This is a genomic window from Microcella sp., from assembly GCF_046296455.1.
In the GTDB taxonomy this organism is placed as follows: Bacteria; Actinomycetota; Actinomycetes; order Actinomycetales; family Microbacteriaceae; genus Microcella.
In genome coordinates, this window is the sequence record NZ_JBKBLF010000019.1 from 14,620 (window position 1) to 39,925 (window position 25,306).

Below are 25,306 nucleotides of genomic sequence, written 5' to 3' on the forward strand. Positions count from 1 at the left end.
CAGACTCTTCTGGGCACCGGCCTCTTCTGCGCGAGGTCACGAGTCGCCAGACTGAGGGGGGAGCCGGGATGCACTCGGCCACGAGAGGGGACACACCGTGGGCATCGATGACATCGTCGACAAGGCGAAAGACGTCGCGGGCGACGTCGCAGCGAAGGCGAAGGAGGTCGCAGGAGACGTGGCCGAGAACGCCAAGGAGTTCGGTGGCGACGTGAAGGACTTCGCGGGGGATGTCGCCGAGAAGGCGAAGGACGTCGCGTCCGATATCAAGGACCGCTTCGACGGCGACGACGAGCCCGCGGCTCCCGCGGCCGGTTAGGAGGGCACGACCCCGCCGCCCGCGTAACAGCGGCCCCGGTCGGCTTCGTTACGAGCGACCCTGCAGACGAGCGCTGAGCGCAGCCGCTGCGGTGCGCACGGCCTTGGCGAGAGCATCCATCTGCTCGGGGCTGACGGCCTCGGCGCGGTAGGTGAGTCCGAGGGCGGCGGCCGGGTAGCCCGTGCGGTCGATGCCGGTCGCGGCGACGGAGGCGTAGCCCGCGGTGATCTCGCCGTCTTCGGTCGCGACGCCCCCGTCGCGCGCGGCGAGCAGTATGCGGTCGAGTTCGGGCAGCGTGCGCGGCCCGACCCCGCGGCGGGTGATGAGCGCCTCGCGGTGGGGGAAGAGCGCCCGCACTTGCGCCGCGGGTAGGGCGGCGAGCATCGCGCGGCCCGTCGCCGTGAGGTGCGCCGGCAGGCGCACGCCGACGCGCACGACCGTCGTGGGGGCGCGGGGTGCGGAGGCCTGGCCGACGTACGAGACGTCACTGCCCGCGAGCACGGCGAGCTGGGCGACGACGGGGACGGGCGACTCGCGCACGAGACGCTCGAGCAGCGGCCCGCCGAGCCGAGCGAGCCGGCTGGCGCTCAGCACCGAGCCGCCGATCTCGGCGACGAGTGCGCCGAGGCCGTAGGCGCGCGCCTCGGGGTAGTGCACGACGAAGCCCTCGTCTTGCAGCACGCGCAGCAGCTGGTAGACGCTCGACCGCGGCAGGTCCAGCTCGCGCGCGAGAGTCGAGGCGGGCACGGGGTCGTTGTGGTGGGCGAGCAGCGTGACGATGCGCAGGGCGGCGCGAGCGGCGGGCACGTCGGGCACGAGCATTCACCCCCTTTGTCTGTGATCTCAGACAGATTATCGTGCAGGGCCGATGCGGCGAGCGAGCCCGACGCGTTCACTGGGGGCATGCAGATCACGCTCGGCCGACACCCCTTCACGATCGACGAGGTCGTCGCGGTGGCGCGGCACGACGCAACCGTCGTGATCGATGCCGATGCTCTCGCCGCGATGGCGGTCACGCGCGGGATCGTCGAGGGACTCGCCGACGACGTCGAGCCGCACTACGGCGTCTCGACCGGGTTCGGGGCGCTCGCGACGACGCACATCCCCGTGGCGAAGCGCGCCGAGCTGCAGCGCTCGCTCGTGCGCTCGCACGCGGCGAGCAGCGGCCCCGAAGTCGAGCGCGAGGTCGTACGCGGCACCATGCTGCTGCGCCTTCAGACCCTCACGACCGCGCGCACCGGCGCGCGCCCGATCGTCGCCGAGACCTACGCCGCGATGCTCAATGCCGGCATCACGCCGATCGTCGGCGAGTACGGCAGCCTCGGCTGCTCGGGCGACCTCGCGCCGCTCGCCCACTGCGCGCTCGCGGTCATGGGCGAAGGAACAGTTCGCGATGCGAGCGGCGAGGTCATGCCCGCCGCGCAGGCGCTCGCCGACGCGGGCATCGAGCCGGTCGCGCTGCGCGAGAAAGAGGGCCTCGCCCTCATTAACGGCACCGACGGCATGCTCGGGATGCTCGCCCTCGCCCTGACCGACCTCGACCGCCTCGTGGCGACGGCCGACCTCGCCGCGGCGATGAGCGTCGAAGCCCTGCTCGGCACCGATCGCCCCTTCGCCTCGGATCTGCACGCGCTGCGCCCCCACCCCGGCCAGGCGGCCAGCGCCGAGAACATGCGCCGCGTGCTGACCGGCTCGCCCGTGGTCGCGAGTCACCGAACCGATGACTGCACGCGCGTGCAAGACGCCTACTCGCTGCGCTGCGCCCCGCAGGTGCACGGCGCCGTGCGCGACACCATGGCGCACGCGGCGAGTGTGGCGAATCGCGAGCTCGCCAGTGGGATCGACAACCCGGTCGTGACGCTCGACGGCCGCGTCGAGTCGAACGGCAACTTCCATGGCGCCCCGCTCGGCTACGTGCTCGACTTTCTCGCCATCGCCGTCGCCGACCTCGCGAGCATGAGCGAGCGCCGCACCGACCGGTTCCTCGACGCGAGCCGCAACCAGGGCCTGCCGCCATTCCTCGCCCACGACCCGGGCGTCGACTCGGGCCACATGATCGCGCAGTACACGCAGGCCGGCATCGTGAGCGAGCTCAAGCGCCTCGCGGTACCGGCGAGCGTCGACTCGATCCCCTCGAGCGCGATGCAGGAGGACCACGTGGCGATGGGCTGGTCGGCGGCGCGCAAGCTGCGGCGCGCGATCGACGGGCTCACGCGCGTCGTCGCGATCGAGCTGCTGACGGCCGCGCGGGGCCTCGACCTGCGCACGGCCGCGCTCGGCGTCGACGCAGCCCCGACCACGGCGGCCGTCGTGAGCGCCCTGCGCGCGCACGTGCCCGGCCCCGGCCCCGACCGCTACCTCGCTCCCGAGATCGAGCACGCCGTGCGGCTCACCGACGACGGCACGCTGCTCGCCGCCGCCCGCGCCGTCACCCCCATCGTCTAGACCCGCCGACAGGAGACCGCCATGACCCTCACCGACGCGACAAGCGTGAGCGCAGCATCCGGAGCCCGCCCCGTTCGCGCCCACCGCGGAACCCAGCTGCACACGCTCGGCTGGCAGCAGGAGGGCGCCCTGCGCATGCTGCAGAACAACCTCGACCCCGAGGTGGCCGAGCACCCCGACGAGCTCGTCGTCTACGGCGGCACGGGCAAGGCCGCGCGCGACTGGGCGAGCTTCGACGCGCTGACCCGCACGCTCGCCACCCTCAAGGGCGACGAGACGATGCTCGTGCAGTCGGGTCGCCCCGTCGGCGTCATGCAGACGCACGAGTGGGCGCCGCGCGTGCTCATCGCCAACTCGAACCTCGTGGGCGACTGGGCGAACTGGGACGAGTTCCGGCGCCTCGAGGCGCTCGGCCTCACGATGTACGGCCAGATGACGGCCGGTTCGTGGATCTACATCGGCACGCAGGGCATTCTGCAGGGCACCTTCGAGACCTTCGCCGCGGTCGCTACGCAGAAGTTCGGGGGAACCCTCGCCGGCACCATCACCCTCACGGGCGGCCTCGGCGGCATGGGCGGCGCGCAGCCGCTCGCCGTCACGATGAACGACGGCGTCGCGATCTGCGTCGACGTCGACCCTAGCCGCATCTCCCGTCGCGTCGAGCACCGCTATCTCGACGTGCAGGCCGACTCGCTCGAGCACGCGCTGTCGCTCGCCATCGAGGCACGGGATGCCCGGCGCGGGCTCTCGATCGGGGTGCTCGGCAACGCGGCCGAGGTGTTCCCGCGCCTGCTAGCCATGGGCGCCCCGATCGACATCGTCACCGACCAGACGAGCGCGCACGATCCGCTCGCCTACCTGCCCGTCGAGCACGCGGTCGACGAGTGGCACGCCGCGCGCGAGCGCGACCCGATCGGCTTCGCCGCGGCGGCTCGGGCGTCGATGGCGTTGCAGGTCGAGGCCATGGTCGGGTTCCAGCGGGCGGGCGCTGAGGTCTTCGACTACGGCAACAACATCCGCACCGAGGCTCGCGCGGCCGGGTACGCCGACGCGTTCTCGTTCCCCGGCTTCGTGCCCGCGTACATCCGCCCGCTCTTCGCGCAGGGCAAGGGCCCGTTCCGCTGGGCAGCGCTCAGCGGCGACCCCGCCGACATCGCCGCGACCGACCGCGCCGTGCTCGAGATGTTCCCCGAGAACGTGAGCCTGCAGCGCTGGATTCCGATGGCGCAAGAGCGCGTGCATTACCAGGGGCTGCCCGCGCGCATCTGCTGGCTCGGCTACGGCGAGCGCGACACAGCTGGCGAGCGCTTCAACGACATGGTCGCGAGCGGCGAGCTCAGCGCCCCGGTCGCGATCGGCCGCGACCACCTCGACTCGGGGTCGGTCGCGAGCCCCTACCGTGAGACCGAGGCCATGAAAGACGGCTCCGACGCGATCGCCGACTGGCCGCTGCTCAACGCCCTCGTCAACACGGCGTCGGGCGCGACCTGGGTGTCGATTCACCACGGCGGGGGAGTCGGCATCGGCCGCTCCATCCACGCCGGCCAGGTCGTCGTCGCCGACGGCACGGCGCTCGCCGGCCAGAAGGTGCAGCGCGTGCTGACCAACGACCCCGGCATGGGCGTCATCCGCCACATCGATGCGGGCTACACCGAGGGCGAGCGGATCGTCGACGAGCTCGGCGTGCGCATCCCGATGCGCGAGCACTGATGGCCGCCCTCGCGCACGATCCGCTGTGGCCTCGGGCGGGCGACTGGCCGACCTGGGCGCCGGGCTCGCGCGCCGATGCCGTGATCGTGGGCATCCCGACCTGGCGCACCTCGCTCTCGCCGGGCCAGGCGCACACGACACCCGCGGCGATCCGGGATGCCCTCCGCTCCTACTCCGCCGACGCCCTCCTGCGCACTTCCCCCGCCCATCGGTCCCTCGTTGCCGACGACTTAGCAGACGAACCCACTACGGGAGCGATCGATAACGCGGCTACACGGCCGCTGATCGTGCTCGATGCCGGCGATGTGCCCGAGCCCGACGGCGAGGGTGAGGTGGCCGCGATCGCGCGCGTCGCCGAACTCGCGAGCACCGCATCCCTCGTCATCGTGCTCGGCGGTGACAACGCGGCGACCGTGCCGGCCGCGCTCGGGGCATGGGGCGACCACATCGGCACCGCGGGTCTCGTGACGCTGGATGCCCACCACGACCTGCGCGACGGCACCAGCAACGGCTCGCCGGTGCGCCGGCTGCTCGAGGCGGGCCTGGCGGGGTCGCGGGTGAGCCAGCTCGGCATCGAGCCGCTCGCGAACTCCCGGGAGTACACGGCCCGGGCCCGCGCGCACGGCATCACCGTCGTGACACGCGCCGAGCTGCTGAGCACCCCGATCGCGGTCGCGATGACCGCGGCGCTCGACCGTGCGGCGTCGGCGGGCGGCCCCGTGCACGTCGACCTCGACCTCGACGTGTGCGACCGCAGCGTCGCGCCGGGCTGCCCCGCGAGCGTACCCGGCGGCCTGAGCGCGCTCGAGCTGCGCACCGCCGCGCGGCTCGCGGGCGCGCATCCGGCGGTGACGAGCATCGACCTGACCGAGCTCGACGCCGCCCGCGACTCTGCCGATCAGCGCACGGTGCGTCTCGCGGCGCTGTGCGTGCTCGAGGCGCTCGCGGGGCTCGCGAGCCGACCGGGGCCGACGAGTGCGGCAGCGGGAGGCCCGGCATGAGCACCCTCATCTCGAACATCGGCCAGCTCGTCACGCTCGACCCGGCAGAGCCCGAGCGCCCGATGCGCTCGCACGCCGCGCTGGTCATCGACGACGGCCGCGTCGCATGGGTGGGCGATGCCGCGCACGCCCCCGCCGCCGACACCCGCATCGACGCAGACGGCGCCGCGGTCATCCCGGGCTTCGTCGACAGCCACAGCCACCTCGTCTTCGCGGGTGACCGCGTCGACGAGTTCGAGGCGCGCATGGCCGGCCGCTCGTACACGGCCGGCGGCATCAGAACGACGGTCGCGGCCACGCGCGCGGCGACCGACGACGCGTTGCGCGCGCGACTGCGGCACCTCGTCGCCCAGGCGCGCGCGCAGGGCACGACGACGCTCGAGATCAAGAGCGGCTACGGCCTCACGGTCGCCGACGAGCAGCGTTCGCTGCGCCTTGCGCGCGAGGTGAGCCCTGAGACCACCTTCCTCGGCGCCCACGTCGTGCCGGGCGAATACGCCGACGATCGCGACGCCTACGTCGACCTCGTGTGCGGCGACATGCTCGCCGCCTGTGCCCCGCACGCACGCTTCATCGACGTCTTCATCGACTCGGGCGCGTTCACGGTCGACGAGGCGCGGCGCATCCTCACCGCGGGGCGGGATGCGGGGCTCACGCCGCGCGTGCACGCCGGGCAGCTCGAGCCCGACGGCGGAGCCGCCCTCGCCGTCGAACTCGGCGCCGCGAGCGTCGACCACGGCACCTTCCTCACCGGCGCCGACGTCGACCTGCTCGCCGCGAGCGCGCGCGCCGACGCCGCCGGCGGCCCGCCCGCCACCGTCGCGACCCTGCTGCCGCTCGTCGAGTTCGCGACACGCCAGCCGTACCCGGATGCCCGCCGCCTGCTCGACGCGGGCGTCGCCGTCGCGCTCGCGAGCGACGGCAACCCGGGGTCGAACTTCTCGACGAGCATGCCCTTGGCCGTGGCGCTCGCTGTGCGCGAGCTCGGCATGACTCCGCTCGAGGCGCTCGCCGCCGCGACCCGCGGGGGAGCGCGGGCGCTGCGGCGCACCGATGCCGGGCACCTGGGGGTGGGCGCGCGGGGCGATGCGGTCATCCTGGATGCCCCCGATCACCGCTTTCTGGCGTACCAGCCCGGCGTGCCCCTGGTGCGGCAGGTGCTCGTCGCGGGCGAGGTGGCGCAGTAGGCTCGCGGCACCGCTCTACCGCACCCCTGCCCCGCCCGCAGAAAGGTCGATGATGACCCGTCGCATCGTGCTCGAGATCGTGCTCATCATCGGCATCACGATCGCCCTCGCGTGGCTCGTGCTCGGTGTGCTGGCGCTCACCGACTCGGCAGACCCGGTCGGCACGCTCGTCGACCAGACCCCGCGGGTGCTCTTCGGCCTGCTCGGCATCGCGCTCGCGGTCTGGACGCTGCTCGTCATCATCGGCGCGATCGTGCTACGCCGGCGCCGTGCGGCGTGGCGCATCGCCGCACATCTCGTCTCGCTGCTCGTTGCGCTCGCCATCAACATCGGCCTTCTCACGGTGCTGACGGTCGCGACCGACGGCGGGCAGGGCGGCGGCTGGGGCATGCTCGTCGTCGCGATCGCCGCCGGTGCGGGCATCGTTCTCGCCATCGCGGGCACGGTGGCGGTGCTGCTCGTCGAGCTCGTGATCCTGCGGCCGAAGACGGTCGCCGACCCCGCTGCCGCACCGGTTTCCGCCCCCGAATAGACGAGTTTCGCCCTTCTGCGGCGTGTCGCGCCCTGCGCGACACGCCCGGGTTGCAGGGCCGTGTGGCGTGTGGCAGACTCTTCTAGTTCCACACGCCGTGCTTTCGCGCGGCTCACTGCCAGGCAGTGCATAGGACGAGCCCCGTATCGAGCAATCGATCGCGAGTGGCGATGAGCCTAGGCCGCAGGCAGCAGAACACAGCTTGAACCGACAACCACCGGCACAGGGGTTTCCCTGTGCCTGCGCGTGCGCGCCGCCTCATCGGGGCGACACGCCCGAGCGCGGGGGTCGGTGGCATGCGGTCGTGCACTGAGTGATCACGTGCGGTCGTTTGACAGAAGAACAGTGGTGCGACAGCGATTGCGCTCCGCGTGAGGTGCGCCCTGACGGGTGCATCACGTCCAAGAAGGAAGAGAGTTGAGCATGGCGGGACAGAAGATCCGCATCCGACTTAAGTCGTACGACCACGCAGGTCTCGACGCATCGGCGCGCAAGATCGTCGACACGGTCACCCGTGCCGGCGCCACGGTCGTGGGCCCCGTGCCGCTGCCGACGGAGAAGAACGTCATCGCCGTCATCCGGTCGCCCCACAAGTACAAAGACAGCCGCGAGCACTTCGAGAAGCGCACGCACAAGCGTCTCATCGACATCATCGATCCGACGCCGAAGGCGGTCGACTCGCTCATGCGCCTCGACCTGCCCGCCGACGTCAACATCGAGATCAAGCTCTAAGGAACCCGGACATGTCTGCAACCAAGACGACCAAGGGTCTGCTGGGCACGAAGCTCGGCATGACGCAGGTGTGGGACGAGAACAACAAGCTCGTTCCCGTCACCGTGGTAGAGATCGCCCCCAATGTGGTGACGCAGGTGCGCACCCCCGAGGTCGACGGCTACGCCGCCGTGCAGATCGCCTACGGTGCCATCGACCCGCGCAAGGTCACCAAGCCGCTCACCGGCCACTTCGAGAAGGCCGGCTCGACGCCGCGCCGTCACCTCACCGAGGTGCGCACGGCCGACGCCGCCGAGTACACGCCCGGCCAGCTGCTCGCGGTCGACATCTTCGAGGCCGGCCAGCTGGTCGACGTCGTCGGCACGAGCAAGGGCAAGGGCTTCGCCGGTGTCATGAAGCGCCACAACTTCAAGGGCGTCTCGGCCTCGCACGGTTCGCACCGCAACCACCGCAAGCCGGGCTCGATCGGCGCCTCGTCGACCCCCAGCCGTGTCTTCAAGGGCATGCGCATGGCGGGCCGCATGGGCGGCGACCGCGTGACCGTCATGAACCTCAAGGTTCACTCCGTCGACCTCGAGAAGGGTCTGCTGCTCGTCAAGGGCGCGGTTCCCGGTGCTCGCGGCCGTCTCGTTTTCGTCCGCAACGCCGTGAAGGGAGCGTAATCGCCATGGCTACCTCGCTCGACGTGATCGACGCCGCCGGCAAGAAGACCGGTTCGGTCGACCTGCCCGCCGCCGTCTTCGACGTTCAGACCAACGTTCCGCTGCTGCACCAGGTCGTCGTGGCCCAGCTCGCAGCCGCCCGCCAGGGCACTCACTCGACCAAGGGTCGCGGCGAGGTCTCGGGCTCGGGCGTCAAGCCCTTCAAGCAGAAGGGCACCGGCCGCAGCCGTCAGGGCTCCGTCCGCGCCCCCGAGCACCGCGGCGGTGGCATCGTGCACGGCCCGACGCCCCGCAACTACGCGCAGCGCACCCCCAAGAAGATGATCGCCGCCGCCCTCCTGGGTGCGCTCAGCGACCGCGCCCGGGGCGAGCGCCTGCACATCGTCGAGTCGTTCGGCTCTGACGTGCCCTCGACGAAGGCCGCGGCCGCCGTGCTCGCGCAGCTCACGACGGGCCGCAACGTGCTCGTCGTGATCGAGCGCGACGACGAGGTCAACCTCAAGAGCGTGCGCAACCTCAAGAACCTGCACGTGATCAGCCCCGACCAGCTCAACGCGTACGACGTGCTGGTGAGCGACGACATCGTGTTCACGAAGGCCGCGTACGAGACCTTCGTCAGCTCGAAGACGAACAAGGAAGAGGTCGGCGCATGAGCATCCACGCAGTCGCCCAGAACAAAGACCCGCGCGACATCATCATCGCGCCGGTCGTCAGCGAGAAGAGCTACGCGCTCATCGACGACGGCAAGTACACCTTCCTCGTCGACCCGCGCGCGAACAAGACCGAGATCAAGCTCGCGATCGAGAAGATCTTCAACGTCAAGGTCGCCTCGATCAACACGCTCAACCGCACGGGCAAGACCCGCCGCACCCGCTTCGGCACCGGCAAGCGCAAAGACACCAAGCGCGCCATCGTCACGCTGAAGTCGGGCTCCATCGACATCTTCACGGCCGTCGGCTAGGCGCGAAAAGGACAACGACAATGGCTATTCGCAAGTACAAGCCCACGACTCCGGGTCGTCGCGGCTCGTCGGTCTCCGACTTCACAGAGATCACGCGCTCGACCCCCGAGAAGTCGCTGCTCAAGCCGCTGCCCAAGACCGGTGGCCGCAACAACTCGGGGCGCATCACCACCCGCCACATCGGCGGTGGCCACAAGCGCCAGTACCGCGTCATCGACTTCCGTCGCAATGACAAAGACGGCGTCAACGCCAAGGTCGCGCACATCGAGTACGACCCCAACCGCACCGCGCGCATCGCGCTGCTGCACTTCGTCGACGGCACCAAGCGCTACATCCTGGCGCCCAACAAGCTGTCGCAGGGCGACATCGTCGAGTCGGGTCCCTCGGCCGACATCAAGCCCGGCAACAACCTGCCGCTGCGCAACATCCCCGTCGGTACGGTCATCCACGCCATCGAGCTTCGTCCCGGTGGCGGCGCGAAGATGGCGCGCTCGGCCGGTGCGTCGGTGCGGCTCGTCGCCAAGGACGGCCCCTACGCCCAGCTGCGTCTGCCCTCGGGCGAGATCCGCAACGTCGACGCGCGCTGCCGCGCGACCGTCGGCGAGGTCGGCAACGCCGAGCAGTCGAACATCAACTGGGGCAAGGCCGGCCGCATGCGCTGGAAGGGCGTTCGCCCGACCGTGCGCGGTGTCGCGATGAACCCGATCGACCACCCGCACGGTGGTGGCGAGGGCAAGACCAGTGGTGGTCGTCACCCGGTCAGCCCGTGGGGCCAGTCGGAAGGCCGCACGCGCGATCGCAAGAAAGCGAGCGACAAGCTCATCGTCCGCCGCCGCACCGTTGGCAAGAAGCGCTAGTAGGAGTCGACAACTATGCCTCGCAGTCTCAAGAAGGGTCCGTTCGTTGACGACCACCTGCTCCGCAAGGTGTTCGCCCAGAACGAGGCCAGCACCAAGAACGTCATCAAGACCTGGTCGCGCCGGTCGATGATCGTGCCCGCCATGCTCGGGCACACTATCGCCGTGCACGACGGCCGCAAGCACATCCCCGTGTTCGTGACCGAGACCATGGTCGGCCACAAGCTCGGCGAGTTCGCGCCGACCCGCACCTTCCGCGGCCACGAGAAGGACGACAAGAAGGGTCGTCGCCGGTAACCCGGCGGCGTGAAGAGGAGTACAGACATGGTGGAGTCGATCGCCCGCGTGCGACACATCCGCGTGACGCCTCAGAAGGCTCGTCGCGTCGTCGACCTGATCCGCGGCAAGCAGGCCCTCGAGGCCCTGGCCATCCTGAAGTTCGCGCCCCAGGGTGCGAGCGAGCCCGTCTACAAGCTCGTCGCTGCGGCCATCGCCAACGCGCGCGTCAAGGCGGATGCAGCGAACACCTTCCTCGACGAGCAGGACCTCTACGTGTCCCGCGCGTTCGTCGATGAGGGAACGACCCTCAAGCGTTTCCAGCCGCGTGCGCAGGGTCGCGCGTTCCGCATCAACAAGCGCACCAGCCACATCACCGTCGTGCTCGCCACGCCGGACGAGCTGGTCGCCGCGGGCTCGAGCACCGGCAAGAAGAAGGCGAGCAAGTAGTCATGGGTCAGAAAGTCAACCCCTACGGTTTCCGTCTCGGAATCACGACCGACCACGTGTCGCGCTGGTTCTCTGACAGCACCAAGCCCGGTCAGCGCTACGCCGACTATGTGGCTGAAGACGTCAAGATCCGCCGGATGCTCACCACGAGCCTCGACCGGGCCGGCGTTGCGCGCATCGAGATCGAGCGCACCCGCGACCGCGTCCGCGTCGACATCCACACGGCTCGCCCTGGCATCGTCATCGGCCGCCGCGGCGCCGAGGCCGAGCGCATCCGCGCCGACCTCGAGAAGCTCACGGCCAAGCAGATCCAGCTCAACATCCTCGAGGTCAAGAACCCCGAGGCCGAGGCCCAGCTCGTGGCCCAGGGCATCGCTGAGCAGCTGAGCGCCCGTGTGGCGTTCCGCCGCGCGATGCGCAAGGGCTTGCAGGGCGCGCAGCGCGCCGGCGCCAAGGGTGTCCGCATCCAGGTGTCGGGTCGTCTCGGCGGCGCCGAGATGAGCCGGTCGGAGTTCTACCGCGAAGGCCGTGTGCCCCTGCACACCCTGCGCGCGAACATCGACTACGGCTTCTACGAGGCCAAGACCACCTTTGGCCGCATCGGCGTGAAGGTCTGGATCTACAAGGGCGACATCACCAACAAGGAACTCGCTCGCGAGCAGGCGACCCAGAAGTCGTCGCGCCCCGAGCGTCGTGACTCGGACCGCGGTCCTCGTCGTGACGGCGGCCGCCCGGCCACCGCTGCGGCTCCCGTCGCGGCCGGAGCGGAAGGCTAGGAACAATGCTGATTCCCCGCAAGGTCAAGTACCGCAAGCAGCACCACCCCAAGCGGAGTGGGCACGCGACCGGTGGCACCGAGGTCACGTTCGGCGAGTTCGGCATCCAGGCCCTCACGCCTGCGTACGTCACGAACCGTCAGATCGAGTCGGCCCGTATCGCCATGACGCGTCACATCAAGCGTGGTGGCAAGGTCTGGATCAACATCTACCCCGACCGTCCGCTCACCAAGAAGCCCGCCGAGACCCGCATGGGCTCGGGTAAGGGCTCGCCCGAGTGGTGGGTCGCCAACGTCAAGCCGGGTCGCGTCCTCTTCGAGGTCGCCGGTGTCAACGAGCAGCTCGCTCGTGAGGCCATGACCCGTGCCATCCACAAGCTGCCCCTCAAGGCACGCATCATCAAGCGCGAGGGAGGCGACGCGTAATGGCGATCGGATCCAAGGAGCTGGCACCTGCCGAGCTCGACACCTTCGAAGACGAGCGACTCGTCGACGAGCTCAAGAAGGCCAAGGAAGAGCTGTTCAACCTGCGCTTCCAGGCCGCGACCGGTCAGCTCGAAAGCCACGGCCGGCTGCGTGCGGTGAAGCGCGACATCGCGCGCATCTACACGATCATCCGCGAGCGCGAGCTCGGCCTGCGCGCGACCCCGGCTCCGGTCGAGGTCGTCGAGAAGCCGGCGAAGAAGGCTGCGAAGGCGAAGACCGAGGCTCCGGCCGAGGCCGCCGAGGCCGAGGCCGAGAAGACTGAGGAGAAGAACTGATGGCGACGACCGAGAAGAAGGCCGCTGCCGGCCACGAGTCGGCTGCGCACGACGTTCGCGACGAGGCCGCTCGCGGGTACCGCAAGGTGCGCCGCGGTTACGTGACGAGCGACAAGATGCAGAAGACCATCGTCGTCGAGGTCGAAGACCGCGTGAAGCACCCGCTGTACGGCAAGGTCATCCGCCGCACCTCGAAGGTCAAGGCGCACGACGAGCAGAACAGCGCCGGCATCGGCGACCTGGTGCTCATCTCCGAGACCCGACCCCTGTCCGCTACGAAGCGCTGGCGCCTCGTCGAGATCCTCGAGAAGGCCAAGTAGGCCGTCGCCTGCTTGACCACTAGGAGTAAGAAATGCTTCAGCAGGAATCCAGAGTCAAGGTCGCCGACAACACCGGCGCCAAAGAGCTCTTGACGATCCGCGTGCTCGGCGGCTCCGGCCGTCGTTACGCGGGCCTCGGTGACATCATCGTGGCGACCGTGAAAGACGCGATCCCGGGCGGCAACGTCAAGAAGGGCGACGTCGTCAAGGCCGTCATCGTGCGCACCGTCAAGCAGACCCGTCGTCCCGACGGCTCGTACATCAAGTTCGACGAGAACGCCGCCGTCATCCTCAAGGCCGACGGCGACCCTCGCGGAACCCGCATCTTCGGACCGGTCGGGCGCGAGCTGCGCGACAAGAAGTTCATGAAGATCGTCTCGCTCGCCCCGGAGGTGCTGTAACCATGGCCAAGATCAAGAAGGGCGACCTCGTCCAGGTGATCAGCGGCGCGACCGAAGATCGCGGCGGCGACCGCGGCAAGCAGGGTCGCGTCATCGAGGTCATCGCGGAGAAGAACCGCGTGATCGTCGAGGGCGTCAACTACGTCACCAAGCACGTGCGCGTCGGCCAGACGCAGCGCGGCACCAAGACGGGTGGCATCGAGACCCAGGAAGCGCCGATCCACATCTCGAATGTGGCGCTCGTCGACCCCAAGACCAAGAAGCCGACCCGCGTGGGTTTCCGCGAGGAGACCGTCGAGAAGAACGGCGTCAAGAAGACCGTCCGCGTGCGGTACGCCAAGAAGTCAGGTGAGAAGCTCTAATGTCCACAGAAACTGCCGCGCCGGCTGGCGCCGCCTTGGCGAACAAGGTCCAGCCGCGCCTCAAGCAGAAGTACCGTGCCGAGATCACGAAGGCGCTGACCGAGGAGTTCGGGTACACCAACCCGCACCAGGTTCCCGGTCTCGTCAAGATCGTGGTCAACACGGGTGTCGGCGAGGCCGCTCGCGACTCGAAGGTCATCGACGGGGCCATCAAGGACCTCACGGCGATCACCGGGCAGAAGCCGCAGGTCACGAAGGCCCGCAAGTCGATCGCCCAGTTCAAGCTGCGTGAGGGCATGCCGATCGGCGCGCACGTCACGCTGCGCGGCGACCGCGCGTGGGAGTTCATGGACCGCCTGATCACTCTCGCCCTGCCCCGTATCCGCGACTTCCGCGGCCTCAGCGCCACGCAGTTCGACGGCAACGGCAACTACACCTTCGGTCTTCAGGAGCAGAGCGTGTTCCACGAGATCGACCAGGACAAGATCGACCGCGTTCGCGGCTTCGACATCACGGTCGTCACGACCGCGAAGACGGATGACGAGGGTCGCGCCCTGCTGCGCGCGCTCGGCTTCCCCTTCCGCTCGAGCGACACCCCCCAGTAACACTCCACCCGGTCTTCGGACCACGATCGGCCAGGTCGGCCCCGGTGTCCCGGGTGTCGAAACCGGACGAGAACAGGAACAACTCATCATGACGATGACAGATCCGGTCGCAGACCTGCTGACCAGACTGCGGAACGCCAACTCGGCGTTCCACGACGAGGTGTCGCTGCCCAGCTCGAAGCTGAAGACGCACATCGCCGAGATCCTCAAGCGCGAGGGCTACATCGCCGACTGGGCCGTCTCCGACGCCCGCGTCGGCACGACGCTCACCCTCTCGCTCAAGTACGGCCCGAACCGCGAGCGGTCGATCGCCGGCATCAAGCGCGTCTCGAAGCCGGGTCTGCGCGTCTACGCGAAGTCGACCGAGATCCCCACCGTGCTCGGTGGCCTCGGCGTCGCGATCCTGTCGACTTCCTCGGGTCTGCTCACCGACCGCGAGGCGATGAAGAAGGGCGTGGGTGGGGAAGTCCTCGCCTACGTGTGGTAACCCGCCATGTCACGTATCGGACGCATGCCCATCGACATCCCTGGCGGTGTCGAGGTCAAGATCGACGGCCAGGCCGTCTCGGTCAAGGGCCCCAAGGGTGAGCTCTCGCTCACCGTCGCGAGCCCCATCGAGGTCGCCATCGAAGACAACCAGGTCGTCGTCACCCGCCCCGACGACGAGCGCGCCTCGCGCTCGCTGCACGGGCTCACCCGCACGCTCATCGCGAACCAGATCATCGGCGTCACCCAGGGCTACTCCAAGGGCCTCGAGGTCGTCGGTACCGGTTACCGCGTGCAGGCCAAGGGCGAGGGCGTCGAGTTCGCGCTCGGCTTCTCGCACCCCGTCACCGTGAACCCGCCCGCGGGTATCACCTTCACGGTCGAAGGAAACAACAAGCTCACCGTCAGCGGCATCGACAAGCAGGCCGTCGGCGAGGTCGCGGCCAACATTCGCAAGATCCGCAAGCCGGAGCCGTACAAGGGCAAGGGTGTGCGGTACGCCGGCGAAGTCGTGCGCCGCAAGGCCGGAAAGGCTGGGAAGTAGTCATGGGTCTCGGAACCAGAGGCAAGAGCAAGACAGCGGCCAAGGGCCGTCGCCACGCGCGTCTGCGCAAGCGCATCACGGGCACGAGCGAGCGTCCGCGTCTCGTCGTCACCCGATCGGCTCGGCACGTCTTCGTGCAGATCGTCGACGACACCAAGGGCCACACCGTGGCCAGCGCCTCGACCATGGAGGGCGACCTGCGCGGCTTCGAGGGCGACAAGACGGCCAAGGCGCGCAAGGTCGGCGAGCTCGTCGCCGAGCGTGCGAAGAAGGCCGGCGTCGAGGCCGTGGTGTTCGACCGCGGCGGCAACCGCTACGCGGGCCGCGTCGCGGCGATCGCCGATGGCGCTCGAGAGGCTGGACTGGACCTGTGAGCGAGACTGAGATGGTGAACAACACCGCGAAGGAGCAGACCGTGGCGGCAGAGGCCCCCGTGGAGACCGCTGCGTCGTCGGATGCGACCACCGAGCCCCGCGAGGCTCGTCGTGGCGGCCGCGAGCGCAGCCCCAACCGCGATCGCGGACAGCGCGAGACCGAGAAGAGCCCCTTCCTCGAGCGCGTCGTCACGATCAACCGCGTGTCGAAGGTCGTGAAGGGCGGACGCCGCTTCAGCTTCACCGCCCTCGTGGTCGTCGGCGACGGCAACGGCATGGTCGGTGTCGGCTACGGCAAGGCCCGTGAGGTGCCGACGGCGATCTCGAAGGGCGTCGAGGAGGCGAAGAAGAACTTCTTCCGCGTTCCCCGCGTCGCCGCGACGATCCCGCACCCCGTGCAGGGTGAGGCCGCCGCAGGTGTGGTGCTGCTGCGCCCCGCCGCCGCCGGTACCGGTGTTATCGCCGGTGGTCCGGTTCGCGCCGTGCTCGAGTGCGCCGGCATCCACGACGTGCTGAGCAAGTCGCTCGGCTCGTCGAACACCATCAACATCGTCCACGCGACGGTGGCCGCGCTCAAGCAGCTCGAAGAGCCGCGCGCCGTTGCCGCCCGTCGTGGACTCGAGTTCGAGGATGTCGCTCCCGCGCGCCTCGTGCGTGCCGAGGCCCTCGCGGCCGAGGCCGCAGCCGGAAAGGGCGGTGCCTGATGGCCGCGCAGCTGAAGGTGACCCAGATCAAGTCCGTCATCAGCGAGAAGCAGAACCAGCGCGACACGCTGCGGAGCCTCGGTCTCAAGCGCATCGGCGATGTCGTCGTGCGTGAAGACACCCCGGCCAACCGCGGCTACGTGCGCACGGTTGCTCACCTCGTGACGGTCGAGGAGATTGACTAATGGCTGAAGAGAAGAAGGACGGCGCCGCGAAGGCTCCGGCCACGAAGTCCACGACGGCGAAGCCGGCTGCCGAGAAGGCTCCCGCGAAGGCCGCTGCTGCCAAGGCTCCCGCCAAGGCCGCGGCGAAGCCCGCTGCTGAGAAGGCTCCTGCCAAGGCTGCCGCGAAGCCGGCTGCGGAGAAGGCTCCTGCGAAGGCCGCCGCGAAGCCCGCTGCGGAGAAGTCTGCCGCCAAGCCCGCTGCCGAGAAGGCTCCCGCGAAGGCCGCCGCCGAGAAGGCCCCTGCCAAGGCGCCCGCGAAGAAGGCCGCTTCGGCCGACGTCGCGCGTCCGCAGGTGCTCAAGGTGCACCACCTGCGCCCTGCTGCCGGCTCGAAGAAGGACCGCACGCGCGTCGGACGCGGTGAGGGCTCGAAGGGCAAGACGGCCGGTCGTGGAACCAAGGGAACCAAGGCCCGCTACCAGGTCAAGCCCGGATTCGAGGGCGGCAACCTCAACTCGGTGATGCGCGCGCCCAAGCTGCGCGGCTTCACGAACCCGTTCCGGGTCGAGTACCAGGTCGTCAACCTCGCCGCGCTCGCCGAGCTCTACCCGAAGGGCGGCGATGTCACGATCGCCGATCTCGTCGCGAAGGGCGCTGTGCGCAAGAACGAGAAGGTCAAGGTTCTCGGCGACGGCGACATTGCGGTTAAGCTCAATGTGACCGTCGACAAGGTCTCGCGCTCTGCCGAGCAGAAGATCGTCGCTGCCGGCGGTTCGATCCAGTAGGTGACGGGTGGCCCTCCGGGGCCACCCCCACTTGCGGTTCCGGCCCACTCGGGCCACAGCATCCTCTCGCCGCCGGGCGGGCGGATGCTCATAGTTTTTCTACGGGAGGTCTCGTGTTCAGAGCTATCGGGCGGATCTTCCGCACGCCCGACCTGCGCCGGAAGATCGGCTTCACCCTCGGTGTCGTCGCTGTCTTCCGTCTGGGATCGTTCATTCCCGCGCCGTTCGTCGACTTCCAGAACGTGCAGATCTGCCTCGCGGGCAACCAGGGCGCCACGGGTCTCTACCAGCTCGTCAACCTCTTCAGCGGCGGCGCCCTGCTGCAGCTGTCGATCTTCGCGCTCGGCATCATGCCGTACATCACCGCGTCGATCATCACGCAGCTGCTGCGCGTCGTCATCCCGCACTTCGACACCCTGCACAAAGAGGGCCAGGCGGGTCAGGCCAAGCTCACGCAGTACACCCGCTACATGACGATCGCTCTCGCCGTGCTGCAGTCGACCACGCTCATCACGGTCGCGCGTGCCGGGGCACTGTTCCCGACCACGAGCGGTGAGCCTGCGTGTACGCAGCTCATTACCAACGACGCCTGGTACGCCATCCTGCTCATGGTCATCACCATGACGGCCGGCACGGGCCTCATCATGTGGTTCGGCGAACTCGTGACCGAGCGCGGTATCGGCAACGGCATGTCGTTGCTGATCTTCGTCTCGATCGCTGCGACATTCCCCTCGGCGCTGTGGGCCATCGCGGTCTCGCAGGGCTTCGAGATCTTCCTGCTCGTGCTCGCCCTCGGCCTGCTCGTCATGGCTGCCGTGGTCTTCGTCGAGCAGTCGCAGCGCCGCATCCCCGTGCAGTACGCCAAGCGCATGGTCGGCCGCCGCACCTACGGGGGCAACAACACCTACATCCCCATCAAGGTCAACATGGCCGGCGTCGTGCCCGTCATCTTCGCCTCGTCGCTGCTGTACCTGCCGGCGCTCATCGCGCAGTTCAACCAGCCCGCGGCCGGCGAGACCGCGCCCGAGTGGGTCGTGTGGATTCAGAACAACCTGGTCTCGGGCGACAACCCGATCTACATGGTCGTCTACTTCCTGCTCATCGTCGGCTTCACGTACTTCTACGTCGCGATCACCTTCAACCCCGAAGAGGTCGCCGACAACATGAAGAAGTACGGCGGCTTCATCCCCGGCATCCGCGCCGGGCGCCCGACGGCCGAGTACCTCGACTACGTGCTCACGCGCGTCACCCTGCCCGGGTCGCTCTACCTCGGTCTCATCGCGCTTATCCCGCTCATCGCCTTCGCGGCGGTCGGCGCGAACCAGAACTTCCCGTTCGGCGGTGCGAGCATTCTGATCATCGTGGGCGTCGGCCTCGAGACCGTGAAGCAGATCGACGCGCAGCTGCAGCAGCGTCACTACGAGGGCCTGCTGCGATGAGCGCTCGTCTGCTGCTGATCGGCCCGCCCGGCGCGGGCAAGGGCACGCAGGCGACCCGCCTCTCCGACGCCCTGGGTGTTCCGGCGATCTCGACCGGCGACATCTTCCGCATGCACCTACGCAACGAGACCGAGCTGGGCCTCAAGGCGAAGGCGTTCATGGATGCGGGCGACAACGTCCCCGACAGCCTCACGAACGACCTCGTGCGCGATCGACTCTCGCAGCCCGACGCCGCTGGCGGGTTCCTGCTCGATGGCTACCCGCGCACGATCGACCAGGTGCGTGCTCTCGACGAGTTCCTCGCCGAGCACGGCGCCTCGATGGACGCTGTGGTCGAGCTCGTCGCCGAGCCCGACGTCGTCGTCGAGCGGCTGAAGAAGCGCGCGCTCGACCAGGGGCGCGCCGATGACGACGAGGCCGTGGTGCGACACCGGCTCGAGGTCTACGCGCAGCAGACGGCTCCGCTCATCGGGGTCTACGCCGAGCGCGGGCTGCTCGCGAAGGTCGACGGCATCGGCGAGATTGCCGAGGTGACCGAGCGCATCGAGTCGGCGCTCGCGGCGCGCGGCATCCTGTTCACCGCGTGATCCCCCAGCGGGGCTTCGCCCTCCGCCTCGACTTGCCCCGAGGCGGCACTATCACCTAAGCTTGACCTTTGGTGCTTTTGGCACGCCTTCGGCGTGTCTGCTCAGACCCCGCCGTGCAGAGGGGGTCACCACGGCAGCGCCGCGTCATCCGCACGACCGGTAGAAACCACACTTTTAGCGACGAAGAGGCAATGGCCAAAAAAGACGGTGTCATCGAGATCGAAGGCTCGGTGGTCGAAGCGCTGCCCAACGCGATGTTCCGCGTCGAGCTGACCAACGGCCACAAGGTGCTCGCCCACATCTCGGGCAAGATGCGTCAGCACTACATCCGCATCCTCCCCGAGGACAAGGTGATCGTCGAGCTGAGCCCGTACGACCTGACCCGCGGCCGCATCGTCTACCGCTACAAGTAACCGTTTCGCCGGATAAGGAACGGCCCGGGGATCCACCCGGCGCACGAGGCCAGCGAGAGAAAGAACCCACCATGAAGGTCAACCCCAGCGTCAAGCCCATCTGCGACAAGTGCAAGGTGATCCGCCGCCACGGCAACGTGATGGTCATCTGCGAGAACCCCCGGCACAAGCAACGCCAGGGCTAAGGCTCACGCTTCCACCGACTCACAACTGAATACGAATACCAGGCAGCACCAGAATCCGCGCGAGCGGAGGACACCCCGGGCGGGAGGCCCGGGCACCGGTACTGCTCCACACCTCTCACCCACCTGAAGGAGCCATCATGGCCCGTCTTGCCGGAGTGGACATCCCGCGCGATAAGCGCGTGGAGATCGCCCTCACCTACATCTACGGAGTCGGACGCACGCGTTCGACCGAGACCCTCGCCGCCACGGGCATCGACCCGAACGTGCGCGTGAAGGATCTGACCGACGACCAGCTCGTCGCTCTGCGCGACCACATCGAAGGCGCCTACAAGGTCGAGGGCGACCTTCGTCGCGAGGTCGCCGCCGACATCCGCCGCAAGGTCGAGATCGGCTCGTACGAGGGCATCCGCCACCGCCGCGGCCTGCCCGTGCGCGGCCAGCGCACCAAGACCAATGCGCGCACCCGCAAGGGCCCGAAGCGCACCGTCGCCGGCAAGAAGAAGGCGCGCTAGTCCGGCCCCGCCGCGACCCGCGCAATCCACAGGTTTAGGAGAAGACCATGGCAGCACCCAAGTCGGCCGCGCGCAAGCCCCGCCGTAAAGAGAAGAAGAGCATCGCCGTCGGCCAGGCTCACATCAAGTCCACCTTCAACAACACGATCGTGTCGATCACCGACCCGAGCGGCGCGGTCATCAGCTGGGCCTCGTCGGGCCAGGTCGGCTTCAAGGGCTCGCGCAAGTCGACGCCCTTCGCCGCCCAGCTTGCCGCCGAGTCCGCTGCCCGTCAGGCGCAGGAGCACGGCATGAAGAAGGTCGACGTCTTCGTCAAGGGCCCCGGCTCAGGTCGCGAGACGGCGATCCGCTCGCTGCAGGCCGCTGGCCTCGAGGTGGGTTCGATCAGCGATGTGACGCCTCAGGCGCACAACGGCTGCCGCCCGCCCAAGCGTCGCCGCGTCTAGACGCTGGAGCTCAGAGTGAGGCCCATTTCTGGGCCTCACCGCGACGCCGGTCCCGACGGCCGTCCCGGCCGGCGGTTCCGGCGCACGACCTCGCACTATCTGCTGTGAACAACTCAACACACTCGACGAGCCAGCCACTCGTCGCGCCACAAGTGTCATATGGCGGACACTTTGCCGAAAGGAATCAACAGTGCTCATCGCACAACGTCCCACGCTGACCGAGGAGAACGTCTCCGAGTTCCGCTCGCGCTTCATCATCGAGCCGCTCGAGCCCGGCTTCGGCTACACCCTCGGCAACTCGCTGCGCCGCACGCTGCTCTCGTCGATCCCGGGTGCCGCGGTCACGAGTATCCGCATCGATGGCGTGCTGCACGAGTTCAGCACCATCGCGGGGGTGAAAGAGGATGTCACCGAGATCATCCTCAACGTGAAGAACCTCGTGGTCTCGAGCGAGCACGACGAGCCGATCACCGCCTACCTGCGCAAGCAGGGCGCGGGTGAGGTCACGGCCGCCGACATCTCGGCTCCGGCCGGCGTCGAGATCCACAACCCCGAGCTCGTCATCGCGACGCTCAACGACAGCGCCAAGTTCGAGCTCGAGCTGACGATCGAGCGCGGCCGTGGCTACGTCAGCGCGACGCAGAACCGCAGCGAGTTCAGCGAGGCCGGCCAGATCCCCGTCGACTCGATCTACTCGCCCGTGCTCAAGGTGACCTACCGCGTCGAGGCGACTCGTGCCGGTGAGCGCACCGACTTCGACCGCCTGGTCGTCGACGTCGAGTCGAAGCCCGCGATCACGCCGCGCGACGCCATCGCGTCGGCCGGCCGCACGCTCGTCGAGCTGTTCGGTCTCGCCCGCGAGCTCAACACGCAGGCCGAGGGCATCGAGATCGGCCCCGCGCCGGTCGACGCCGTGCTCTCGACCGAGCTCTCGATGCCGATCGAGGATCTCGACCTGTCGGTGCGCAGCTACAACTGCCTCAAGCGCGAAGGCATCAACACCGTGAGCGAGCTCGTGGCGCTCTCAGAGACCCAGCTCATGAACATCCGCAACTTCGGCCAGAAGTCGGTCGACGAGGTCAAAGACAAGCTCGTCGAGATGGGCCTCTCGCTCAAGGACGCGGTTCCCGGGTTCGACGGCGCTCACTTCTACGGCGGCTACGACGACGAGGAGAGCTAGGCCGCGCCCGCGCCTCGCTCCCCCTCCCGTCACTGATACGAAAGAACACACACCATGCCTCAGCCCACGAAGGGCCCCCGCCTCGGCGGCGGTCCCGCCCACGAGCGCCTGCTTCTCGCCAACCTCGCGACGGCGCTCTTCACGCATAAGCGCATCACGACGACCGAGACCAAGGCCAAGCGCCTGCGTCCGCTCGCCGAGCGCCTCATCACGTTCGCCAAGCGCGGCGACCTGCACGCCCGCCGCCGGGTGATGACGATCATCCGCGACAAGAGCGCCGTGCACGAGCTCTTCACCGAGATCGCGCCGCTCATGGCCGAGCGTGAGGGCGGCTACACCCGCATCACGAAGGTCGGGTACCGCAAGGGTGACAACGCCCCCATGGCCGTCATCGAGCTCGTACTCGAGCCCGTGAACCCGAAGCCGAAGAGCGCGAAGAAGTCGGCCGCTGCGGCCGCTCCGGCTGCCGCTCCGGTCGAGGAGGCCCCGGTCGACGAGGCCCCGGTCGACGAGGTCGCCGCCGACGAGAGTGTCGAGGAGGTCGCGGTCGAGGCCGAGTCCACCGAGGCCGAGGTCGCCGACGAGGCGCCCGCCGCTGACGAGGCTCCGGCCGACGACGAGGCCAAGTAGTCCCGAGGCATCACGATCGCGTTACGGCCCCCGCTCACTCAGAGCGGGGGCCGTACGCTGTCTGGCGTGACCGACGACCTCAGGCCGCTGCGCGATCGCGTGACCGCCCCTGCTGCGATCCCGATCCCCGTCGGCCCGGCGGGCATCCACTGGCGGCCGCTCTCGGTCGATGACGCCGAGATCGTGACCGAGCTCGCCGAGCGCATCAGCGCACGCGACCACCCGACCTGGAGCGAGTCGCTCGACGAGATCCGAGACGAGCTGGGCCACTCGTGGGTCGATCCCGGTCGCGATGGGATGCTCGCGCTCGACGCCGACGGAACCGCGGTCGCGTGGGGGCTCGCGGTGGCGCCGCCAGACCCCGAGTCGCTCGTGCGGGTCATCCTGTTCGGCGGTGTCGACGCCGCGCTCCGCGGACGCGGGATCGGGCGCCGCTTGCTCGCCTGGCAGCACGAGCGTGCACGCGCGATGCTCGCGAACTCCGACCTCGCGATGCCGGCCTGGGTGCTCAGCTACGCGGCCGACCGCGCCCCCGAGCACGGCCGACTGCTGCTGCGGGCAGGGTTCGAGCCCGCGCGGTACTTCACCACCCTCGAGGTCGACCTCGCCGAGGCGGCTGCTGCGCCACCTGTTCCCGAGGGCGTGGCGGTTGTTGCGTTCGACACCACGATGAGCGAGCGCGTCCGCGCGGCCAAGAACGCTGCGTTCGCCGACCACTGGGGCAGCCAGCCGGCGTCGCGCGAGGGCTGGGAGTCGATGCAGCACCTGCCGAGCTTTCGTGCCGACCTCAGCCGCGTCGCGCTCGTCGGCGACGAGGTCGTCGGATTCGTGATCACCGAGGTGAACGAAGACGACTGGGAGCGCCAGGGCTCGCGCTCGGGCTACATCGGGCTCGTCGGTACTGTGCGCGACTGCCGCGGCCGCGGCCTCGCGAGCGCGCTGCTCGGCGAGGTTCTCGAGGCCTACCGTGAAGCCGATCTCGAACGGGCTGTGCTCGACGTCGACGCCGACAACCCGACCGGCGCCCTGGGTGTCTACACGAGGCTGGGCTTCGCACCGACGGCGCGCGACGTCTCGTACCGGGTCGTCTACTAGCCCGAGCCGGCCGCGCTCAGCGAGGCCGCTGCAGTTCGGGGTTGGCGTCGTAGTCGACCGGGTCGGGCAGGTCGACGAGGTACTGCAGCGCGCTCTCGACCGTGCGCGCGTAGATGCGGCCGCCCGCCGATCCCGGGTGCACCTGATCGCGCGCGAGCAGCTCGAGCCGCGGCACGATCGCCGAGCGCCAATCGGCCAGCACGACCTGCCGGTAGTCCTGCGCATAGGCGGACAGGCGGGCGTTGACGGTGGGGATCCAGCCCCTCGGTGCCTGTGCGCTCACGAGCACGAGCGCGCGGTCGGGCCCGATGATGGCGCGGATCTCGCGCAGCGTCGCGGTGTCGATCGCGCCGTTCGTGCCGAGGCCAACGACGACGTAGGGGCGCAGCGCCCCCCGATCGGCGAGGCGCTGCAGCCGGGCGGGCGCCTGATGCATCTGCCGCGAGACCGCCGCGTCGATCGCGATGCCCGGGAACCGGGACTGCAACTGCGGCGCTGCGGCGAGCATGACCGAGTCGCCGATCGCGACGATCTGGTCACCGGCCGGCAGGGGGGCGCCGCCGGAGACGGCAGGCGCGCGATCCTGCAGCGGGATGCGCACCGGAACAGCGGCGGCTCCGGCCTCGAGGGCGGCCTGCCCCGCCGCGATGAGCGCCGCGGCCTCGGACTGCGCGGGGGCCCGCACGACCGCGAGAGCGCCGCCCGCGACGAGACCCGCGAGCGCGAGCGCAGAGCCGCTGGCGAGCACCGCCCGGCGCGATCGCGACCAGCCCCGTTCGCCGCGCAGCGCCGCCGCAGCGCGCCCCGAGCGCACGGGCTGCTCGACGAAGCGGTGGCTCAGCGCGGCGAGCACGAGCGAGATCGCGAGCGCGGAGAGGCCCAGGAGCCAGCTCGACGCTCCGACGCGGTCGACGGCGGGCAGGGCGGCGCCGAGCAGGATGAGCACGGGCCAGTGCCACAGGTAGAGCCCGTACGACCGTTCGCCGAGCCAGCGGGGGAGCGGGGCATCCAGCCATGACGACGCGCGCCCGGCCGGATGCGCGAGGCAGGCGATGAGCGCGGCCGTCAGCAGCGTCGCCGACACGAGGCCGCCCCGGTATGCGGCGGCGCCGTCGATCGTCAGCACCATCGCGAGCACGACGAGGCCGCTCGCGGCGAGCACCGCCCCGAGATCGGCCGCCCAGGGCGGGGCGGCCCGAGCGGGTTGCTGCCGCCGCAGCGGGTCGGTGCCGAGTGCGAGGGCGGCGCCGAGCAGCAGGCCGAAGCCGTGCGTCAGTGTCGAGAGGTACGCCGCCGAGGCGGGAGCCGGGTCGAGGGCCGGGGCCCCCGCGCCCCGCGCGCGCCCCCCGGCCCCGCCCCCCGCGCGAGCCACCGGGCGCGCGACGCGCCGGCCCCGCCCCGCGCGG

General features: G+C 69.5%; 37 protein-coding genes. 35 read left to right on the forward strand and 2 right to left on the reverse strand.

What is annotated here, in order from left to right; translation table 11 throughout:
* Positions 1–97: 97 nt before the first annotated feature.
* On the forward strand, positions 98–319 hold the full coding sequence (locus ACK4HH_RS10260) for a hypothetical protein (protein WP_409651367.1): 222 nt from the start codon (positions 98–100) through the stop codon (positions 317–319).
* Between the two features lie 48 nt (positions 320–367).
* On the opposite strand, the gene ACK4HH_RS10265 is transcribed toward ACK4HH_RS10260, so the two are convergent.
* Positions 368–1,141, reverse strand: a complete 774-nt coding sequence (locus ACK4HH_RS10265) for an IclR family transcriptional regulator (protein WP_409651370.1) — start codon at positions 1,139–1,141, stop codon at positions 368–370.
* Between the two features lie 81 nt (positions 1,142–1,222).
* Here ACK4HH_RS10265 and hutH point away from each other — a divergent pair, with 81 nt between their 5' ends.
* The 34 genes from hutH to ACK4HH_RS10435 all read left to right on the forward strand — a co-directional run bounded on the left by hutH (position 1,223) and on the right by ACK4HH_RS10435 (position 23,900).
* Positions 1,223–2,764 (forward strand): histidine ammonia-lyase, encoded by a 1,542-nt coding sequence (hutH, locus tag ACK4HH_RS10270; RefSeq protein WP_409651373.1) that lies wholly within the window; start codon positions 1,223–1,225, stop codon positions 2,762–2,764.
* A 21-nt stretch (positions 2,765–2,785) separates the two neighbouring features.
* Positions 2,786–4,474, forward strand: a complete 1,689-nt coding sequence (gene hutU, locus ACK4HH_RS10275; RefSeq protein WP_409651375.1) for a urocanate hydratase — start codon at positions 2,786–2,788, stop codon at positions 4,472–4,474.
* The gene (locus tag ACK4HH_RS10280) at positions 4,474–5,475 is read left to right on the forward strand and encodes an arginase family protein (RefSeq protein WP_409651378.1); all 1,002 of its coding nucleotides are present in this window, start codon (positions 4,474–4,476) and stop codon (positions 5,473–5,475) included. Before hutU ends, ACK4HH_RS10280 begins: the two co-directional genes overlap by 1 nt.
* A complete protein-coding gene (gene hutI, locus ACK4HH_RS10285; protein ID WP_409651380.1) occupies positions 5,472–6,662 on the forward strand; it encodes an imidazolonepropionase in 1,191 nt (396 codons plus the stop codon). Before ACK4HH_RS10280 ends, hutI begins: the two co-directional genes overlap by 4 nt.
* 52 nt (positions 6,663–6,714) lie before the next feature.
* Complete coding sequence (locus ACK4HH_RS10290) at positions 6,715–7,194, forward strand: hypothetical protein (RefSeq protein ID WP_409651382.1); 480 nt, start codon at positions 6,715–6,717, stop codon at positions 7,192–7,194.
* Positions 7,195–7,617: 423 nt separating this feature from the next.
* Positions 7,618–7,926, forward strand: a complete 309-nt coding sequence (gene rpsJ, locus ACK4HH_RS10295) for a 30S ribosomal protein S10 (protein WP_047561503.1) — start codon at positions 7,618–7,620, stop codon at positions 7,924–7,926.
* An 11-nt stretch (positions 7,927–7,937) separates the two neighbouring features.
* A complete protein-coding gene (gene rplC / locus ACK4HH_RS10300) occupies positions 7,938–8,588 on the forward strand; it encodes a 50S ribosomal protein L3 (protein WP_409651387.1) in 651 nt (216 codons plus the stop codon).
* Positions 8,589–8,593: 5 nt separating this feature from the next.
* A complete protein-coding gene (gene rplD, locus ACK4HH_RS10305; RefSeq protein WP_255158196.1) occupies positions 8,594–9,241 on the forward strand; it encodes a 50S ribosomal protein L4 in 648 nt (215 codons plus the stop codon).
* On the forward strand, positions 9,238–9,549 hold the full coding sequence (gene rplW, locus ACK4HH_RS10310; RefSeq protein ID WP_255158198.1) for a 50S ribosomal protein L23: 312 nt from the start codon (positions 9,238–9,240) through the stop codon (positions 9,547–9,549). Before rplD ends, rplW begins: the two co-directional genes overlap by 4 nt.
* A 20-nt stretch (positions 9,550–9,569) precedes the next feature.
* Positions 9,570–10,406 carry a 50S ribosomal protein L2 gene (rplB, locus tag ACK4HH_RS10315; protein WP_255158201.1) on the forward strand — a complete coding sequence of 279 codons (837 nt, stop codon included), beginning with the start codon at positions 9,570–9,572 and terminating at the stop codon, positions 10,404–10,406.
* Between the two features lie 15 nt (positions 10,407–10,421).
* Positions 10,422–10,703, forward strand: coding sequence for a 30S ribosomal protein S19 (gene rpsS, locus ACK4HH_RS10320; RefSeq protein ID WP_153982784.1), 282 nt, complete (start codon positions 10,422–10,424; stop codon positions 10,701–10,703).
* Between the two features lie 27 nt (positions 10,704–10,730).
* Complete coding sequence (rplV, locus tag ACK4HH_RS10325; RefSeq protein WP_255158203.1) at positions 10,731–11,132, forward strand: 50S ribosomal protein L22; 402 nt, start codon at positions 10,731–10,733, stop codon at positions 11,130–11,132.
* A 2-nt stretch (positions 11,133–11,134) separates the two neighbouring features.
* Positions 11,135–11,908 carry a 30S ribosomal protein S3 gene (rpsC, locus tag ACK4HH_RS10330; protein ID WP_255158205.1) on the forward strand — a complete coding sequence of 258 codons (774 nt, stop codon included), beginning with the start codon at positions 11,135–11,137 and terminating at the stop codon, positions 11,906–11,908.
* 5 nt (positions 11,909–11,913) lie between these two features.
* The gene (gene rplP / locus ACK4HH_RS10335; protein WP_153982787.1) at positions 11,914–12,333 is read left to right on the forward strand and encodes a 50S ribosomal protein L16; all 420 of its coding nucleotides are present in this window, start codon (positions 11,914–11,916) and stop codon (positions 12,331–12,333) included.
* Positions 12,333–12,668 carry a 50S ribosomal protein L29 gene (gene rpmC, locus ACK4HH_RS10340; RefSeq protein WP_409651393.1) on the forward strand — a complete coding sequence of 112 codons (336 nt, stop codon included), beginning with the start codon at positions 12,333–12,335 and terminating at the stop codon, positions 12,666–12,668. Before rplP ends, rpmC begins: the two co-directional genes overlap by 1 nt.
* Entirely contained in the window at positions 12,668–12,988 is a 321-nt protein-coding gene (gene rpsQ / locus ACK4HH_RS10345; protein WP_409651395.1) for a 30S ribosomal protein S17, read from the forward strand. The genes rpmC and rpsQ overlap by 1 nt, the downstream gene beginning before the upstream one ends.
* A gap of 32 nt (positions 12,989–13,020) precedes the next feature.
* Entirely contained in the window at positions 13,021–13,389 is a 369-nt protein-coding gene (rplN, locus tag ACK4HH_RS10350; protein WP_255158211.1) for a 50S ribosomal protein L14, read from the forward strand.
* A gap of 2 nt (positions 13,390–13,391) precedes the next feature.
* Entirely contained in the window at positions 13,392–13,751 is a 360-nt protein-coding gene (gene rplX, locus ACK4HH_RS10355) for a 50S ribosomal protein L24 (RefSeq protein ID WP_255158213.1), read from the forward strand.
* On the forward strand, positions 13,751–14,356 hold the full coding sequence (rplE, locus tag ACK4HH_RS10360) for a 50S ribosomal protein L5 (protein ID WP_409651399.1): 606 nt from the start codon (positions 13,751–13,753) through the stop codon (positions 14,354–14,356). Before rplX ends, rplE begins: the two co-directional genes overlap by 1 nt.
* 88 nt (positions 14,357–14,444) lie before the next feature.
* Positions 14,445–14,843: a 30S ribosomal protein S8 gene (gene rpsH, locus ACK4HH_RS10365; protein WP_255158216.1), complete on the forward strand. Its 399-nt coding sequence runs from the start codon at positions 14,445–14,447 to the stop codon at positions 14,841–14,843.
* Positions 14,844–14,849: 6 nt separating this feature from the next.
* Positions 14,850–15,386 (forward strand): 50S ribosomal protein L6, encoded by a 537-nt coding sequence (gene rplF, locus ACK4HH_RS10370; protein WP_255158218.1) that lies wholly within the window; start codon positions 14,850–14,852, stop codon positions 15,384–15,386.
* A 2-nt stretch (positions 15,387–15,388) separates the two neighbouring features.
* Positions 15,389–15,760, forward strand: coding sequence for a 50S ribosomal protein L18 (gene rplR / locus ACK4HH_RS10375; RefSeq protein WP_409651403.1), 372 nt, complete (start codon positions 15,389–15,391; stop codon positions 15,758–15,760).
* Positions 15,761–15,771: 11 nt separating this feature from the next.
* On the forward strand, positions 15,772–16,464 hold the full coding sequence (rpsE, locus tag ACK4HH_RS10380) for a 30S ribosomal protein S5 (RefSeq protein WP_409651426.1): 693 nt from the start codon (positions 15,772–15,774) through the stop codon (positions 16,462–16,464).
* Entirely contained in the window at positions 16,464–16,649 is a 186-nt protein-coding gene (rpmD, locus tag ACK4HH_RS10385; protein WP_047561535.1) for a 50S ribosomal protein L30, read from the forward strand. Before rpsE ends, rpmD begins: the two co-directional genes overlap by 1 nt.
* Entirely contained in the window at positions 16,649–17,413 is a 765-nt protein-coding gene (gene rplO, locus ACK4HH_RS10390) for a 50S ribosomal protein L15 (protein WP_409651406.1), read from the forward strand. The genes rpmD and rplO overlap by 1 nt, the downstream gene beginning before the upstream one ends.
* A 113-nt stretch (positions 17,414–17,526) precedes the next feature.
* Positions 17,527–18,852 (forward strand): preprotein translocase subunit SecY, encoded by a 1,326-nt coding sequence (secY, locus tag ACK4HH_RS10395; protein ID WP_409651408.1) that lies wholly within the window; start codon positions 17,527–17,529, stop codon positions 18,850–18,852.
* Entirely contained in the window at positions 18,849–19,439 is a 591-nt protein-coding gene (locus ACK4HH_RS10400; RefSeq protein ID WP_409651411.1) for an adenylate kinase, read from the forward strand. The genes secY and ACK4HH_RS10400 overlap by 4 nt, the downstream gene beginning before the upstream one ends.
* Before the next feature lie 191 nt (positions 19,440–19,630).
* On the forward strand, positions 19,631–19,852 hold the full coding sequence (gene infA / locus ACK4HH_RS10405) for a translation initiation factor IF-1 (protein ID WP_038295605.1): 222 nt from the start codon (positions 19,631–19,633) through the stop codon (positions 19,850–19,852).
* Between the two features lie 71 nt (positions 19,853–19,923).
* On the forward strand, positions 19,924–20,037 hold the full coding sequence (gene rpmJ / locus ACK4HH_RS10410) for a 50S ribosomal protein L36 (RefSeq protein ID WP_047561540.1): 114 nt from the start codon (positions 19,924–19,926) through the stop codon (positions 20,035–20,037).
* Positions 20,038–20,174: 137 nt separating this feature from the next.
* Positions 20,175–20,549 carry a 30S ribosomal protein S13 gene (rpsM, locus tag ACK4HH_RS10415; protein ID WP_255158229.1) on the forward strand — a complete coding sequence of 125 codons (375 nt, stop codon included), beginning with the start codon at positions 20,175–20,177 and terminating at the stop codon, positions 20,547–20,549.
* A gap of 47 nt (positions 20,550–20,596) precedes the next feature.
* Complete coding sequence (gene rpsK / locus ACK4HH_RS10420) at positions 20,597–20,995, forward strand: 30S ribosomal protein S11 (protein WP_047561544.1); 399 nt, start codon at positions 20,597–20,599, stop codon at positions 20,993–20,995.
* A gap of 190 nt (positions 20,996–21,185) precedes the next feature.
* Complete coding sequence (locus ACK4HH_RS10425) at positions 21,186–22,175, forward strand: DNA-directed RNA polymerase subunit alpha (protein WP_255158231.1); 990 nt, start codon at positions 21,186–21,188, stop codon at positions 22,173–22,175.
* Positions 22,176–22,229: 54 nt separating this feature from the next.
* Positions 22,230–22,805 (forward strand): 50S ribosomal protein L17, encoded by a 576-nt coding sequence (gene rplQ, locus ACK4HH_RS10430; protein ID WP_409651415.1) that lies wholly within the window; start codon positions 22,230–22,232, stop codon positions 22,803–22,805.
* A gap of 66 nt (positions 22,806–22,871) precedes the next feature.
* On the forward strand, positions 22,872–23,900 hold the full coding sequence (locus ACK4HH_RS10435) for a GNAT family N-acetyltransferase (protein ID WP_409651418.1): 1,029 nt from the start codon (positions 22,872–22,874) through the stop codon (positions 23,898–23,900).
* Between the two features lie 16 nt (positions 23,901–23,916).
* Here the strand turns inward: ACK4HH_RS10435 and ACK4HH_RS10440 are convergent.
* Positions 23,917–25,306: acyltransferase family protein (locus ACK4HH_RS10440; RefSeq protein WP_409651421.1), on the reverse strand; the 1,390-nt coding region annotated here is incomplete at its 5' end.